The organism is Dyadobacter jiangsuensis (genome assembly GCF_003014695.1).
Classification (GTDB): domain Bacteria; phylum Bacteroidota; class Bacteroidia; order Cytophagales; family Spirosomataceae; genus Dyadobacter; species Dyadobacter jiangsuensis.
Genome location: NZ_PYAS01000011.1, coordinates 26,885 through 42,099, shown reverse-complemented (window position 1 = coordinate 42,099; position 15,215 = coordinate 26,885). Strand labels below are relative to the sequence as shown.

At 50.0% G+C, this 15,215-nt stretch carries 10 protein-coding genes; 6 read left to right on the top strand and 4 right to left on the bottom strand.

Going from position 1 to position 15,215, the window contains the following annotated elements; translation table 11 throughout:
* Nucleotides 1–23 precede the first annotated feature (23 nt).
* Nucleotides 24–593: a hypothetical protein gene (locus CLV60_RS21750; RefSeq protein WP_106597693.1), complete on the bottom strand. Its 570-nt coding sequence runs from the start codon at nucleotides 591–593 to the stop codon at nucleotides 24–26.
* A gap of 168 nt (nucleotides 594–761) precedes the next feature.
* Between CLV60_RS21750 and CLV60_RS21745 the strand changes: the two genes are divergently transcribed.
* From CLV60_RS21745 to CLV60_RS21735, 3 genes are all read left to right on the top strand, one after another.
* The gene (locus tag CLV60_RS21745; protein WP_229211083.1) at nucleotides 762–1,295 is read left to right on the top strand and encodes a sigma-70 family RNA polymerase sigma factor; all 534 of its coding nucleotides are present in this window, start codon (nucleotides 762–764) and stop codon (nucleotides 1,293–1,295) included.
* An 87-nt stretch (nucleotides 1,296–1,382) separates the two neighbouring features.
* Nucleotides 1,383–2,330 (top strand): FecR family protein, encoded by a 948-nt coding sequence (locus CLV60_RS21740; protein WP_106597493.1) that lies wholly within the window; start codon nucleotides 1,383–1,385, stop codon nucleotides 2,328–2,330.
* Nucleotides 2,331–2,460: 130 nt separating this feature from the next.
* Nucleotides 2,461–5,184: a TonB-dependent receptor gene (locus CLV60_RS21735; protein ID WP_106597492.1), complete on the top strand. Its 2,724-nt coding sequence runs from the start codon at nucleotides 2,461–2,463 to the stop codon at nucleotides 5,182–5,184.
* A gap of 78 nt (nucleotides 5,185–5,262) precedes the next feature.
* On the opposite strand, the gene CLV60_RS21730 is transcribed toward CLV60_RS21735, so the two are convergent.
* Nucleotides 5,263–6,027 carry a 3-keto-disaccharide hydrolase gene (locus CLV60_RS21730; protein WP_106597491.1) on the bottom strand — a complete coding sequence of 255 codons (765 nt, stop codon included), beginning with the start codon at nucleotides 6,025–6,027 and terminating at the stop codon, nucleotides 5,263–5,265.
* Between the two features lie 193 nt (nucleotides 6,028–6,220).
* On the opposite strand from CLV60_RS21730, the gene CLV60_RS21725 reads away from it, so the two are divergent.
* From CLV60_RS21725 to CLV60_RS21715, 3 genes are all read left to right on the top strand, one after another.
* Nucleotides 6,221–8,068 carry a 3-keto-alpha-glucoside-1,2-lyase-like domain-containing protein gene (locus tag CLV60_RS21725; RefSeq protein WP_229211082.1) on the top strand — a complete coding sequence of 616 codons (1,848 nt, stop codon included), beginning with the start codon at nucleotides 6,221–6,223 and terminating at the stop codon, nucleotides 8,066–8,068.
* Nucleotides 8,069–8,096: 28 nt separating this feature from the next.
* Nucleotides 8,097–10,043, top strand: a complete 1,947-nt coding sequence (locus CLV60_RS21720) for a c-type cytochrome (protein WP_106597490.1) — start codon at nucleotides 8,097–8,099, stop codon at nucleotides 10,041–10,043.
* Nucleotides 10,044–10,244: 201 nt separating this feature from the next.
* Nucleotides 10,245–12,809 carry a hybrid sensor histidine kinase/response regulator gene (locus tag CLV60_RS21715; RefSeq protein ID WP_106597489.1) on the top strand — a complete coding sequence of 855 codons (2,565 nt, stop codon included), beginning with the start codon at nucleotides 10,245–10,247 and terminating at the stop codon, nucleotides 12,807–12,809.
* On the opposite strand, the gene CLV60_RS21710 is transcribed toward CLV60_RS21715, so the two are convergent.
* Together CLV60_RS21710 and CLV60_RS21705 are read right to left on the bottom strand one after the other, a co-directional pair.
* Entirely contained in the window at nucleotides 12,797–14,170 is a 1,374-nt protein-coding gene (locus CLV60_RS21710; protein WP_106597488.1) for a sigma-54-dependent transcriptional regulator, read from the bottom strand. The genes CLV60_RS21715 and CLV60_RS21710 overlap by 13 nt on opposite strands.
* A gap of 140 nt (nucleotides 14,171–14,310) precedes the next feature.
* Complete coding sequence (locus CLV60_RS21705) at nucleotides 14,311–14,613, bottom strand: hypothetical protein (protein ID WP_106597487.1); 303 nt, start codon at nucleotides 14,611–14,613, stop codon at nucleotides 14,311–14,313.
* Between the last annotated feature and the right edge of the window lie 602 nt (nucleotides 14,614–15,215).

Below are 15,215 nucleotides of genomic sequence, written 5' to 3'. Positions count from 1 at the left end.
CAAGCAATGCACGCAGCTTTATGCTACGTTAACCTTCTAACCATCAAATTTTTAACCAACTCATAAAACGGCTCCGGCAATAATGTGCGCCAGTTATTGAGGTGCAGCGTACCACCGAAATTGATATAATAATCGAGCCGGTACTTCTTCCATTGCTCCTCCACATGCTCACGGAAATTGATCGCGGCGATCCAGCCGTCCTCCACGTCGTCGAACCACTCTGCATAATAGTCGTCGTCGTTACCGCCATGGAAATCGAGCACATTTTCGCCCAGTAATATAAACTGGTTAATGCCCTGGTTCACGAGCGGATCAATGACCTGCCTTTTGAAGAACATGATGTCGTTATGCAGCGCATCGTTCCACTCCCCGAACATCTCAATGATCACAAAGCGCTTGTTGTAATCTGCAAACAGGATTTTCACATACAGCGTCTCCGACCCGATATCATCCCACAGCGGATGGATGTAGTAGCCGTAGATCGCATTTTCGTAATAATCCAGGTTATAAGTACGGCCGTAGAAGGGCGAACGCTCATCGTGGCTGGCCACATAATGCTTCTCCCAATTGTAATAGGGCTCTATTTCCTGCATGGCAACGGTTTTGGAGTGACATTGAAAGCGAATATAAATGAAAACAGAAAAGGCTTCACCGATGTTACCAATCATTTAACGCTTAAAAATTATTGCACCTGATAAATTCATTATTTGGACTTAATATAAATAGTGTTGTAGCTTTGCATTGGACATTCCCGGTACCCTATGCCCCCTGTAATCGCCCCATTGCTGATTCAGACAGACAAGTCGTTTGAAGAACTTTACCATTTGCATTGGGAAAAGGTATTTGCGGTGTGTTACCAGGGTACCCGCGACCTCGAACTGGCCGAAGATTTGATGCACGAAATATTCCAGTCGCTCTGGGAGCGGCGCCGTGAGCTGCGGGTAGAAGGCCCGGTCGCCAACTATCTCGTGCGGGCAGCGAAACTCAAACTCCTCGCCCACCACCGCGACTCAGCCAACCGCCGGCAAATATTTGATCAGGTTATTCCTAAAAAAGCAGGTTTCGAAGAAACGACACAACGGCAGGTCGACTATCACCTGCTTTCCGAGCGCCTGAGCGAGCTTGTGACCGATCTGCCCCACCCCTGCCAGGATGTTTTCGTGATGAGCCGGCAGGAAGGGATGTCCAATAAAGCCATTGCCGCATCGCTTGTGCTGTCCGAAAAAACGGTGGAATACCACCTCACCCGCGCATTGCGCTTCCTCGGCAAGCACCTCGCCGAATACCAGCATTAAAAAATTTCTGCCGCACGCCAGGGGAACCTTCGGGCTACGCAACAATATATGCAGGGACATCCCGTCCCCATGAACCCATGGCGGCATATGAACATTACACCTGAACTTTTAAAGCGTTATACCGAAGGCCAATGCACTCCTGCCGAAATACAAGCCGTGGAACAATGGCTCGATGCCCCCGAAACCGCCGCGGAAGCTATCTCCGAAATCCCCGATGAAATAAGGCGGGAGTCGGGCGCACGTGTGTGGGAGCGCTTGCAGGTGCTTGATGCGCAGCCGCTCTGGGCGCGCTACCGGCATTACCTGTCTGGAATAGCCGCTATGCTTTTGCTGGCTAGTGGTGTTGTCTGGTATTTATTCCAAAACAAAAAAGGGCAGGAGCCTGTCAAAGTAGCGGCCATTCAGATTAGCAGCACGCAAAAAGGGGAAACCCGGCAATTCGCATTGCCCGATGGCTCGGTGGTGATGCTAGGTTACGATAGTGAGCTTCGGTATCCTTCCACTTTCACAGACTCGATCCGGCGGGTTGTACTGATCGGTGAGGCGCAATTTTCAGTCAAAAAGAATCCGAAACAGCCATTCATTGTGGAAACAGCCGCAGCGCAGACACGCGTGCTCGGGACTGTTTTTGATGTGAAAGAATACCCCGGCGAAGCTCACACAGCATTGCTGGTAACGGAAGGAAAAGTAAAGTTCACCAACAAAATTTCGCCGAAATCGGAGATCGTAACTGCCGGAATGACCGGTCTGATAGAAGGGAAGCGGTTATCGGTCCGTGCCGTTTCGGGTGTGGAAGCAGAAGTTTCGTGGCTGAACAATGCTTTACGATTCGATGACGTGCCTCTGACGCAGGTGGCGCGCGAGCTCGAAAGGCGCTACAATGTCAGCATTCAAATCCGCGATGAGGCATTGAAAAACCAACGCTACACCGGCTCATTTAAGAAACCGACACTCAATGCGGTGCTGGGCAGTTTGAGCATAGCGGTTGACTTCCGCTATACAGTACAAGGAGAATCCATCAGTATATATGAATAGTAACCCCATCCATCCCAATGAATAAATCGCCCTAACCTGCGAAAATGGAAAAACCCGATGCGCTGTCGCCAAACTTAACATCGGGTCGAATGCCAATCAATCGCAGATCAATCAACATTTAAACAAAAATATGCAGCCCAATTATACTTCGCCCCAAACGGGCGCCAAAATCTGTTATTCGCTCCTTCGAAACTGCATGGCCGCAGCGTTATGCGCCATAGTTTTGTGTATTTCAAATAAAACGCTGGCCCAGGCACCGGTACTTGCCAAAGCTGTGACCCTCAAATTACATGATGTACGCCTGGCCGATGCCCTCGCGCAAATAGGCGACCAGACGGGCACTTCCATTTCATACAGCAGCACGCAATTGAATGTCGCCAAAAAGGTGAATGCGAATCTGGCCGGTGTGCCGATGAAAGACGCACTGCACCGTGTGGTAGGCTCAGCATTGAAAGAACTGCACGTGCAGGAAAATGTGATTACGATCGAAGCCGGTGAAGGCCGCGGCGCATTGCGCGGAACATTAAAAACTTCCGACGGCAAACCGGCCGAGTTTGTGAACATTACGGTAAAGGGTACGGGCAAAGGTGCGCAAAGCGATCTCAACGGAGACTTTATAATCCGTAATATCCCGGCTGGCGAGCATAAGGTGGTGATCCAGCTGCTTGGTTACGAGCCCATCGAGCGTGTGGTAACCATCGAAGCGGACGAGACCGTCACATTCGAACCAATATTTCTGAACGAAGACAGTAAAGCATTACAGGAAGTCGTGATCAGCGGGGATATTAACAAGTTCTCTAAAAAAGAAAGCGATTACGTAGCCAAGCTGCCGGTGAGCAACATGGAAAACCCGCAGGTTTACAGCGCATTATCCAAAACCCTGTTCACCGAGCAGCTCATTACCGACTTCTCCAACATCGTCAAGAATGCGCCGGGAGTTTACAAGATCCAGGCTAATCGTGGTATCAATTCCGATGGTGCGACATTCTACGCGTTGCGGGGCTTCCGCACGGAACTGTCGGTTGTGGATGGACTGCCGGTACAAACCAACGGCGAGTTCGACCCGATCAATGTGGAAAAAGTGGAGGTGATCAAAGGACCATCGGCCACGCTGTTCGGCAGCTCGGTGACGTCGTTTGGTGGATTAATTAATATTGTCACCAAAAAGCCGGTTGAAATCGCCGGCGGCGAGATTGGCTATACCACCGGGAGCTTTGGGTTGAATCGCCTGACCGCGGATATTTACGGCCCTATCAATGCTTCTAAAAACCTTTTGCTGAGGGTTAATGCGGCTTATCAATACCAGGGCAGTTTCCAGGATGCCGGTTTCCGGAGAAGCCTGGTGATTGCGCCGTCGCTGGAATACCGCGTGAATCAAAAAATGACCGTGCTTTTCAACGCAGGCATTTACCAGGGTGAAATGACCAGCCCTTCGGCTATCTTCCTGAATCGTACGCGCCAGTTTGTGGCCCACACACCCCAGGAGCTTGGTTTCGACTGGAACAGGTCTTACACCAGCAACGACCTGACGATGAAAACGCCGACCATCAATGTGTATGGTCAGTTGAAATACAAACTTTCCAACAGCTGGACGTCTCAAACCGCGTTTTCCAGCAATACCCGCAAATCCGACGGCTTTTATCAATACCAGTTCATCCGCGGAGCAGTGGCCGATACATTGCTCGAACGTAATATTTCCCTTCAAAACACGACCAACAATGCGATCGACATCCAGCAGAACTTCATCGGCGATTTCAAGATCGGGACATTGCGCAACCGCGTTGTGATTGGCCTCGACTACCTGAACCGCACGGCGCATAACAACAACTCGCCCTACATTGTGTTCGATAATGTAAGCGGCATTCATAACGATCCGAATTACCTGAAAATCAACCGCACGTCCGTAGAAGCACGCCTGGCTGCAAATACCGACGCGCCTACGCGCAACTACAACTCAGGCAATGTGTACAGCGCCTATTTCTCCGACGTCCTCAATGTCACCGACCGCCTGCTCGCGATGATCAGCCTGCGCGTGGACCGCTTCGAAAACAAAGGCACATTAAATCACGCCACACGCACCTACGTAGCCAATACGCAGTTCAAGCAAACGGCCGTTTCGCCCAAGTTCGGATTGGTGTATCAGATTATTAAAGACCGGCTTTCGGTTTTTGGGAATTATATGAATGGCTTCTTCAATGTAGCGCCTGTCGCCCAGCCGCTGCCGGATGTTTCGGGCGTTTTCAAGCCGCAGCAAGCTAATCAGTTGGAAGGGGGTATTAAACTGGAAAGCTATCAGGGCAAGCTGAATATGACTGTCAGCTATTACGATATCAAGGTTGACAACATCACACGTACGGACGTGCTCGTGCGCGAGGGCAAGAACTACAACATTACTGTGCAGGACGGTACGCAGTACAGCCGTGGTATCGAGGTAGAGGTCATCGCCAACCCCATCACCGGCTTGAACCTCGTGGCCGGTTACAGCCATAACGACAGCAAATTGACGAAGTCGACGGTGGCGCTGGAAGGCCGCCGACCAACGAATGCGGGCCCTGCCGACCTCGCGAATGCGTGGATCAGCTACAATCTGCCATTCGGTAAGCTGAAAGGACTTGGAGCCGGTATCGGCGGGAATTACATCAGCGAGCATTTGACTGCTAACTCCGCTGTGACGGGCGTGTTCACCATTCCGTCTTACACGGTTTTGAACTCGACTATTTTCTACAATACCAAGGCATGGCGCCTCGGCCTCAAACTCGACAATATGCTCGATAAGAAATATTTCGCCGGCCAGGGCGTGCTCACGCCTCAAATGCCGAGAAACTTCTCCGCCAATCTGGCGATCAAATTTTAACTAAGCTAGTGGATTATAAATTGAAAATGGCTGCCCCGTTTGAGGCAGCCATTTTTTGATATTAAGACGTTTACAATCTTACAACTCGCGGATCCAGATATTGCGGAAGCTGGTCGTGTTGTTGTGGTCCTGCAATTTGATAGGGCCTTTTCCGTGCGGCTCGATCGTCGGCTGGCCGATATAAGGAGTCGTTCCCTGGATCATGGTGTGGTTTTGCACCAATACACCATTATGGATTACGGTAATGTACGGCGGATGTGTCATGTGGCCGTCTTTGTTGAAATGCGGTGCGGTGTAAACCACATCGTAAGTCTGCCATTCGCCCGGGCCTACCGCTGCATTCACGAGCGGCATGGTTTGCTTGTAGATCGAACCTGCCTGACCGTTTGAATAGGTTGGGTTGTTATAGCTGTCGAGTACCTGCAATTCGTAGATTCCCTGCATAAAAATACCGCTGTTACCACGGCCTTGTCCGTTTCCGTCCACTTTTGCGGGGGTTCTCCACTCGATGTGCAGCTGGTAATCGCCGAATGTCTGCTTGGTTTGAATGTCTCCTGATTTAGGGGCTACGGTCATTGCGCCGTCGCCGACAGTCCAGGGAGCAGCTGATTTACCGTCTTTTCCTGAGACCCACTGATCGAGGTTCTTACCATCGAACAGGACGATCGCATCGGAAGGGGCAGTGAAGCCTGAAACCGCCGATGAACCTTTGCCGGGCGTTACCACGCGGGGAACGGGATTCCACAATTCGCTGGACTCAGGAGTTTGCTTCGCAGGCTGCAATTGCGCGTGTGCGGCAAAGGCAGCAGCCATGCTGAACGCGGTAAGCATCAATTTTTTCATTTGAAAGGTAACAGTTTTAGTCTAAAAACTCTTTGAAATAGTATCAAAACACAACATTAAGGAAAAAGCAACAACAAAAAGGATTCTCATCTATATAAATGTAATTTTCCCGATTCTTATCACGTAATTTGCAGGGCTAAAGGCATTCGTAGCCTGGATTGCTAATCTAAAACCGACTAAGCTTACTGCAAGTATGTCTAAAACCAACCGTTCACTTTTTCAATTAATCGCCTCTGGGGTAGCGGCTTTCGCCATGCATACCGCCTACGCCCAGCAGCCCATTCCTCTCAACGACCTCAGTGCTTTTACGACCAAATCCAGTGACTGGAAAATCGTCGGCAATGCATCGGCTGATCTCACCAAGGAAAACGCGCTGGTTACCAGCCCGGGTAAAGGTGTGCTCGCTTGCCTTCACGAAAAAGGCAAGTACGGCAGCGACTATGAACTGATTTCCAACTTCAAACACGGCGATCTCGACATTGAGCTGGATTTCATGATGAGCAAAGGCTCCAACTCAGGAATCTACCTGCAAGGCAACTACGAAGTACAGCTTTTCGATAGCTGGGGTAAAAAAGGCGCCAAATACAATGATGCCGGTGGTATCTATGAGCGCTGGAACGACTCCAAGCCCGAAGGCGAAAAAGGCTACGAAGGATATGCACCGCGTTTCAACGTGGCAAAAGCGCCAGGTCTGTGGCAACATATCAAAATCTCTTACCAGGCTCCCCGTTTCGATGCGAGCGGTAAGAAAATCGCAAACGCGGTATTCCTTTCAGTGGTGTTGAATGGCGTGACTATCCACGAAAATGTGGAAGTAAGCGGGCCAACCCGCGGTTCACTCACGGCTGAGGACGTGCCGATGGGCCCGATCCGCATCCAGGGCGACCACGGTTCCCTCGCGATCCGCAATATCGTGGTGAACAATTTTGACAAGAAACCTGCGACCCTTTCCGAACTGACCTACAAAACCTATTACGGCGGTTTGTCGGAAACGGAAGACCTTTCAAAACTGACTCCTGCCGAAACCGGCAAAGCGGAAGCGCTGAACTGGGAGATTTTGAAAGAGAACAATAACTACTCTTTTGTTTACAATGGCCGTTTCAATGCAGCCAGCGAAGGTGAATACACTTTCCGTTTGCAGGCTTCAGGTAATGCATACCTGAAAATCGACGGTAAGGATGTGATCAAGCCGGAGTGGAAATCGAACAACGAATTCCGTGTTGCCAAAGTGAATCTGACAGCCGGCGATCACAAACTCGAATTTTTCAATAACAAAAGAGATGGCTGGATGCGCCCGGTACTCGGCCTTTGGGTGAGCGGACCAGGCTTCCGTGAAATCGCACTCCATTCCAAGAGCTCTGCGATGGGCGGCGGTTCTACCGACCCGATCCTGATCCAGGCTTCTAACAATACCATTACCCGCTCTTTCATGGATTTCCGCAAGGACGAAAAAGCGAAAAGAACGCGCGTGGTGCATGCGGTGTCTGTGGGTAGCCCTGCAAGCCTGCATTATACCTACGACCTGGACAAAGGTGCGGTTCTGCAAGTTTGGCGTGGCGAATTCCTCGATGCTACTCCTATGTGGCACGACCGCGGCGATGGTTCTTCACGCCCTCGCGGCAGCGTGACGTTGCTCGGCGACGATATGTTCCTCGGTAAATCAGGTAAATCTAAATGGGAAGCGGACACAACCGGCAGCGGTTACCGTCCGAAAGGTTACGTGCTGGACGACTCGGATGTTCCTACATTCCAGTACCAGGCATTCGGTTCTTCGATCACCGACTACGTTTCTGTCGTGAACAATCAGTATTTCGAGCGCATTGTAAAGGTGAATAACCCTGCAAAAGACCTCGTAGCACGCCTGGCCGACGGTGCTTCCATCGAAAAAATCGCGGAAGGACTTTACGCGGTAGACGACAAATCGTACTACATCCAGCTGGCCGACAAAAAACTTAAACCAGAAATCAGAGGCGCCAAAGGCGAGCAGGAACTCATCGTGCCTGTAACCAATGGCGAAGTGAAGTATTCTATCCTGTTCTGATTTAAACCTTATTATTCCTGATTTGACAATGAAAAAACTTGCTCATATAGCATTTGCTCTTTTGGCCTCCCTGTCTACGCTGAAAGCGCAGGAGTCCCCGAAAGAAGAAGACTTTTACAAGATCGTTACACCGCCGATCCCGGAAGGTATTATCCTCGAAGTAGGTGGTCTGACGACTATGCCGAATGGCTCCCTGGCGATTTCAACACGTCGTGGTGAAGTTTGGATCGTGGATAACCCTACCAGCCGCACGCCGTATTTCCGCAAGTTCGCGACCGGTTTGCACGAAATCCTCGGTTTGGCTTACAAAGAAGGTGCATTATACTGCGCACAGCGCGGCGAGTTGACCAAGCTTGTTGATAAAAACGGCGACGGCAAGGCGGATGTTTACGAAACCGTTTACGCATGGCCATTGTCAGGTCACTACCACGAATACTCGTTCGGACCGAAACTGGCTCCGGATGGCAGCTTCTTCGTAAGTGGTAACGTAGCATTCGGTGATGAAGAATGGTGGAGAGGCGAAAGCCGCGTGCCAGGTCGTGGCTGGATTTTCCACATCACCAACGACGGCAAATACGAACCCTACGCAACCGGTGTGCGCTCTCCAGCGGGTATCAGCATGCTGAACGGCGAACTGTTTTACACCGACAACCAGGGCGACTGGATGGGTACCGGCGCGATTTTCCAGGTTAAAAAAGGAGGCTTCATGGGCCACCCGGCAGGTTTAAAGTGGGCTGGATTGCCTAACTCACCGGTAAAACTGACTGAAAAGCAATTCTTCGCGGAGCGCGACAACCGCCAGCACCGCAACGCACAAGACCGTGCTATCAAGCCTGAAAATACATTGGGAGAAGAGCCTCAGTTCCTATACCAACTGAAACAGAAATACGATATGGTACAGCTTCCGGCTGTATGGTTGCCTTATGGTGTACACGGTGTATCTACTGCTGAATTGATTCTGGATGATACCAAAGGTGGTTTCGGGCCATTCACCGGCCAGGTTTTCGTGGGTGATCAGGGACAAAGCAATATTATGCGTATTGTTTTGGAAAAAGTAAAAGGAGAATACCAGGGTGCCAGCATCGGTTTCCGAAGTGGATTCCAGTCGGGTGTGTTGCGTATGGCGTTCGATAAGGACGGATCAATGTTCGTAGGCGAAACCAACCGTGGTTGGGGATCGGCCGGTGACGCCAACCAGGGCTTGCAGCGCTTGGTATGGAACGGCAAAATGCCTTTCGAAATGTACACCGTGAAAGCTCAGCCAGACGGTTTCGAAATCGAATTTACCATGCCGGTTGATCGTAAATCGGCCGAAGACCTGGATTCTTACAAAGTGGTTAACTACCTCTACAAGCATTACCCTGTTTACGGTAGCCCGCAGATCAACCTGGAAGACGTGAAAATCACAGGTGTGAAAGTATCCGACGATAACAAGAAGGTGCGCATCGTACTCGACGGTATGAAGCAATACTATGTTCACAAAATCTCGCTGGAAGGCGTTCGCTCAGCTTCAAACAGCTGGTCCCTCGTACACCCGGATGCCTATTACACGCTGAACAACATTCCTGATGGCGAGAGACTGAAGGTTTCCGACCTGAAAACTACCCGCTCAGGCAAAGCGCAGGCATCTGTCTCGGCTGAACCTGCGAAAGAGCACGTTTCTCCGGACGGCAAAGGCAAAGCTACTCCTGCTAAAGCCGGAGCAGCAGCGAAAGCGCCAACCTGGGAAGAAGTGAAGCCATTGCTGGCTAAAAACACTTGCCTTGCGTGCCACGCGCCCGACAAAAAAGTAGTAGGACCTTCTTACGCTGACGTTGCAAAACGCAAATACAGCAACGAGAAGATCGTAGAACTGATTTACGCACCGAAGCCTGAAAACTGGCCTGACTACGCGACGCCAATGGCGCCTATGCCTCAGGTTCCTAAGGCAGAAGCTGCTAAAATCGCGGCGTGGATCAATTCACTTGCGAAATAATTGCATTCCAACGGGCTATGCCCGGGTATTATCCCAAAAGGCTGCTTCCACACCGGAAGCAGCCTTTTTTAGTTGAAGATCAGCCTGTTCAGAATACATTTTATTACATTATCTTCACATTGTCAACCAGACTAATGCAGTACAAATCGCACGTTTTAGCGTTGAAAATGCGTTAGTTGTTATTGAATGTGACCCAAAACTATGTTTACGCTTCGTGGCCCGTCTTTCTTGAAATCGGTAAAAGGAAAAGTCGTTGTGGGCTTTTTCATTGCCTCTCTTGCCCTGGCAGCATCCTGGGTAACCAGCAAGCTGGCATTCGACAATATGCTCACCACGCTGGATACACTCTCCACCCCGGACGACAAAATGCGGTTGGTGAATAAGATATTCCAGGACATCCTCACGCTCGATCACCTTCAGAACGAACGAAAGCTGAAAGGCGAAGAACTCAATGATGAGGTACTCGCACAATCCGTCGAGCTCATCGCTACGCTCGACACTCTCAGCTACCTTAGCCTTGAAGACCCGTTGCAGGTGATCCGGATCGACTCCATGAAGAAGATCCTCAAAGAACGAGAGAAAATTTACGGAGACTATGTGAAGGTGCGGTCCAAGCTGGTAAGCAACAAAGCGCTGGAAGACGAAGTAAAATCCATTTCCGGACTGATTACCACCAAGAAAGTCAAACCCGATAGCACAGTAGTCAAGACCGAAAAACGTACCACTACTACCACCGTTTACACAGAAGTACCGGATACCAGCCAGAAAGCCAGCACCAAAAAAGGCTTCCTCAGCAGGGTATTTCGCGGAAATAAAAAGAATCAGACACCGGCTAAAGAACCCACGAAGCTGGTGCAAAAACAGGAGGTAAATGTCCAGGTCGATACGATTCGTGTTGCCAAAAAGGATAGTACGATTGAAAAAGTAGGTGAAGCTGTTCACGCCATTGAAAAATCTCAGAAAAAACGGGCGGTAACCTTCGTTGACCGGGAGCAGGAGCTGGCGACAGCAGGTAACTCGCTGGTGAAGCAATTGCTCGGGGTAATGCAGGAAGTTCAGCGGGATGTTATGCGGGATTCCAATGATAACAACGCGAAGGCGAAAGGAATGGTAGAAGGCAGCGTGGATTACCTCGAATGGATCATGCTCGGCTTCTTTTTCCTGACAGCCGTAATGGCCTATTTCATTTTCACCGACATTACCAAAAGCAACGACTACCGCCAGCAGCTCGAAGAAGCCAAAGAAGAGGCCGAATACCACAGCATGGCCAAGCAGCGGTTCCTGGCCAATATGAGCCACGAGATCCGTACCCCGCTACAATCGATCATCGGCTATGCGGAAGCATTGAAAAACGAAGAAAAGCCGCGGAAGCAGGATTTGGAAACGCTGCATTCGGCCTCGGAGCACTTGCTCTACCTCGTTAATGAAGTGCTTGATTACAGCCGCATCATTTCCGACCGCTTTACCTTCGAGGACAGGGTATTTTCCATTAATCCGCTCCTGAACGAGGTAATACAGGTACTCAGGCCCAACGCTCTGTCCAAAGGCCTGGTATTGAGGCTCGAAAACTCTCTGAAACCCAACCTCTACCTGCATGGCGACCCATTCCGATTGCGGCAGGTTCTGTACAATTTGCTGACTAATGCGATAAAGTTCACCGAGAACGGGGAAGTAGTCCTCAAAGTAGCAGGCCACGAAAGCGGTAATCTCGCCAAAATCGAATACCAGATTTCGGACACAGGTATCGGGCTGTCGAAGGAACAGACAGAACGTATTTTCAACCAGTTCGAGCAGGCTGACCCCTCCATTCAGCGCCGGTATGGCGGTACAGGGCTCGGTCTGAGCATTGTAAAGGCGCTGGTGGAAGGAATGTCGGGGAGTATTCATGTCACCAGCAAGCAGGGAGAAGGCACGACTTTTTTTGTCACCACCAGTATGAAAAAGGCAGACACACTGGAGTTGGCGGAAGAAGCGCCGGAAAGAAGCTACCGGATCAACGGCAAAGTATGGCTGGTGGACGACGACGCCTTTATTCTCAAATGGTGCTCTTCGGTACTTGAAATGAATGGCATTGCCCATGCGGCATTCTCCTCCGCCGAGGAGGTACTGAGCCGGCCATGGAACGATCAGGTGAAATTCGTGCTCACCGACATGCGTATGTCGGGCATGAACGGGGCCGAGCTCGTAAAGCGCCTGCGTAAATCGGCTCCGAAGGATGTCAAGTTCTTCGTCCTCACTGCACAGGCATTGCCCGAAGAACGTAAAAAACTGCTGAGTATGGGCTTCGACGGTTACCTGATGAAACCATTCCATTCGAGGGACCTGCTGGAACTCCTCGAATCGTCCTCGGCGCCGGAAAGAGATTCGCCCGCCGTTATACTAACAGAGGTCAAGCCAGAAAATGACTACCCGGCCCACAACCTGGATTTTGATTTCACGATGCTCACTGAAATGACTTTCGGCGACGAAAGCCTGCTGCGCGAGATCCTCGATCAGTTTGTGAAAGATTCCCGCGCCGACATCGAATCGCTTAGGCAGCATATTTCCGCCAACGAACCCGACCACGCACAGGAGCTCATGCACCGCATGGCCGGTCGTACCGGGCAGATCGGCGCCCGCGACCTTTCGGCGAGATTCAGGAATCTGGAAATTGCATTGCGTGAAAACGCAGCGGAAGTGTCGGAAAAAGAAATGACGCAGGTCGTAAACGACGCTGCGTCAGTAATAGAGCAAGTGGAAGAAAAAGCGCTCTCCTACTCGATATGATATTTTTCAATCTTGTAATACAAAGTTTTGCGGTCGATGTTCAATAACTTGGCCGCTTTGCTTTTGTTGTAACGCACTTCCTGCAACACCTTTTCGATCATTTCTTTCTCATGCGTTTCCTGCAATGCTTTCAAATCGGAACCCGGCGCAGGTTTCTGCTGATCTTCCATCGCGGTGATCATTTCCGATGGCAATGCACTTAATGTAGCCACTTCCTCTTTCGACAAGAGCACGAGGCGTTTGATTACGTTGTTCAGCTCGCGCAGGTTACCCGGCCAGTCGTATTTCTGGAAAACATCCATTACTTCTTTCGAAAGCTCCCTCACATTGCGTTCGAGCTCGTCGTTGGCTTTGTCTACAAAATGCTGAACAAAAATCGGCAGATCTTCGCCGCGCTTGCGCAATGCGGGCACTTCGATTTTGAACTCGTTCAACCGGTGGTAAAGATCTTCGCGAAAATCGCCGGCGGCTGCGCTCGAAATAAGGTCTTCATTGGTTGCTGCGATGAGACGAACATCCACTTTGACCTGCTGGGTGCTGCCAATGGGAACGATAATGCGCTCTTGCAATGCCCGGAGAAGCTTGATCTGCACGTCGTAGCTCAGGTTTCCGATCTCGTCGAGGAATAGCGTACCGCCATCCGCCGCTTCGAACTGCCCGATCTTATCCTGCAACGCGCCGGTGAATGCGCCTTTCTTATGACCGAAAAGCTCGCTGGCCGCCAGGTCTTTCGACAGCGAACCGCAATCGATCGCCACGAACGGGCCGTCGGCGCGCTTGCTAAGGCGGTGAATCGACTTCGCCACGTGCTCCTTACCCGTACCGCTTTCGCCCTGGATAATCACCGACATATCGGTCGGCGCCACCAGCCGCACATATTCGAAAAGTTGTTTGGCAACCTTGCTTTTACCTTCGATATAGTCAAGCGATTGCTTTTCTGCTTTCGAATTGCTTTTGGCTTTCGGCGCAGTCTTCACGCTCGTCACCTCTCCCTTGTTCAGCGCTTCCCTGAGTACCATAAGTAATTCTTCCGGGTTCACCGGCTTGGTGATATAATCGAAAGCCCCGATTTGCATGGCGGTAACCGCGGTCCTCACATCATGAAAACTGGTCATGATGAAAGCCGGGGTGCGGTTTCCTTCGCTTCTAAGCGTTTTGAGAAAATCTACAGAGTTACCGTCCGGCAGACGGTAGTCGAGCATCAGCACTTCAAACGGCCCGTCGGAGTTGTTCTTCCCGAGTGCTTCTCTCGCCTCTTTTATGTTTGTACAAACTTTTACCTGATGACCATGCTTGCCGAGAAAATTGGTGAGCAACTTTGAAAATGTAGAATCGTCTTCAACGAGGAGCAGATGAGCCATGGGTGATACTATTTCTAAGAAAAATAAATACTATTAAACGAGTGGGTATTATGTAAAAGTACAAAAAACAAACGCCAAAAAGCCGGAGAAGTCCCCGGCTTTTCATTATGTGCCTGTCAGACGCCGGGAGCGGCCTTTTACTAGTCGACCTTCTTCCCGTACTTGTCCAGATTAAGTGTAGATGTCTCTTCCGCTCGTTTGATATTTACTTCGTAATACTGTGAGTTGTCATCCCGCGTGACCAGGTAAGCACTGGTTACTTTCCATTCGGCATAGGAGCCGGACAAGGTACTCTTAACCGCCTCCGGGAGGTCTTCCGGCCGCACGGCAACCTTGCTATGTTCGGCAATAACGGTCACATCTCCAAGAGATTGTATGGATGCGTCAACATCCAGGGTAACTGCTGCTAGCAAGAGGGCGAGGGCTATCGGGGTTATTCGCATAATGGATCGGGCATTTAATTTTTAGTATAAAATGAAAGAGATATTCGTGCCAACGGAAATATGCTACAAAAAAAGTTGATTATCAGATATTAACCAATTTTAATTCGCAGCTGTGTAACCGCACGGAACGGGAGCTGTACCTCAGGTTGGGGAATTTCACACCAGTTATGTGAAATTTAATAACCAGTTTGTTCACGTACCCGTATGTTATTACCCAAACTAAAAAAAATTCAAATTTTTTTATCCAATATTGTTTTGTTAGGAACATATTCCCTTATATTTGCGTAGAAATTATTTATCTGCAAAAAGTAGCACAACTACTACACACCGCTAGAGACTTAACGCTATACATTCATACATTGAATTATATCTCAGGCATTATTTACTCAACGTTATTTAAGAATACCATCGGTTAGTCTGAAAGCATCGAGAGTCCCCATCCGGGACTCTTTTTGCGTTTTAAGCACCTCTCTATTAAATCCCTCTCCCCCATCCTTCCCTTCCTCCTTTTTCCCGTCCGTCGATCTAAAGCAATCCTTCCTGCGTAGGTCTCTCAAAACTCTTTCGACACACGGAGAGTAACTCAATAACCTTTTATTGCT

Coding starts and splice junctions, on each gene's coding strand:
- CLV60_RS21750 (WP_106597693.1), bottom strand. CDS start 593: ATGCAGGAAATAGAGCCCTATTACAATTGGGAGAAGCATTATGTGGCC.
- CLV60_RS21745 (WP_229211083.1), top strand. CDS start 762: ATGCCCCCTGTAATCGCCCCATTGCTGATTCAGACAGACAAGTCGTTT.
- CLV60_RS21740 (WP_106597493.1), top strand. CDS start 1,383: ATGAACATTACACCTGAACTTTTAAAGCGTTATACCGAAGGCCAATGC.
- CLV60_RS21735 (WP_106597492.1), top strand. CDS start 2,461: ATGCAGCCCAATTATACTTCGCCCCAAACGGGCGCCAAAATCTGTTAT.
- CLV60_RS21730 (WP_106597491.1), bottom strand. CDS start 6,027: ATGAAAAAATTGATGCTTACCGCGTTCAGCATGGCTGCTGCCTTTGCC.
- CLV60_RS21725 (WP_229211082.1), top strand. CDS start 6,221: ATGTCTAAAACCAACCGTTCACTTTTTCAATTAATCGCCTCTGGGGTA.
- CLV60_RS21720 (WP_106597490.1), top strand. CDS start 8,097: ATGAAAAAACTTGCTCATATAGCATTTGCTCTTTTGGCCTCCCTGTCT.
- CLV60_RS21715 (WP_106597489.1), top strand. CDS start 10,245: ATGTTTACGCTTCGTGGCCCGTCTTTCTTGAAATCGGTAAAAGGAAAA.
- CLV60_RS21710 (WP_106597488.1), bottom strand. CDS start 14,170: ATGGCTCATCTGCTCCTCGTTGAAGACGATTCTACATTTTCAAAGTTG.
- CLV60_RS21705 (WP_106597487.1), bottom strand. CDS start 14,613: ATGCGAATAACCCCGATAGCCCTCGCCCTCTTGCTAGCAGCAGTTACC.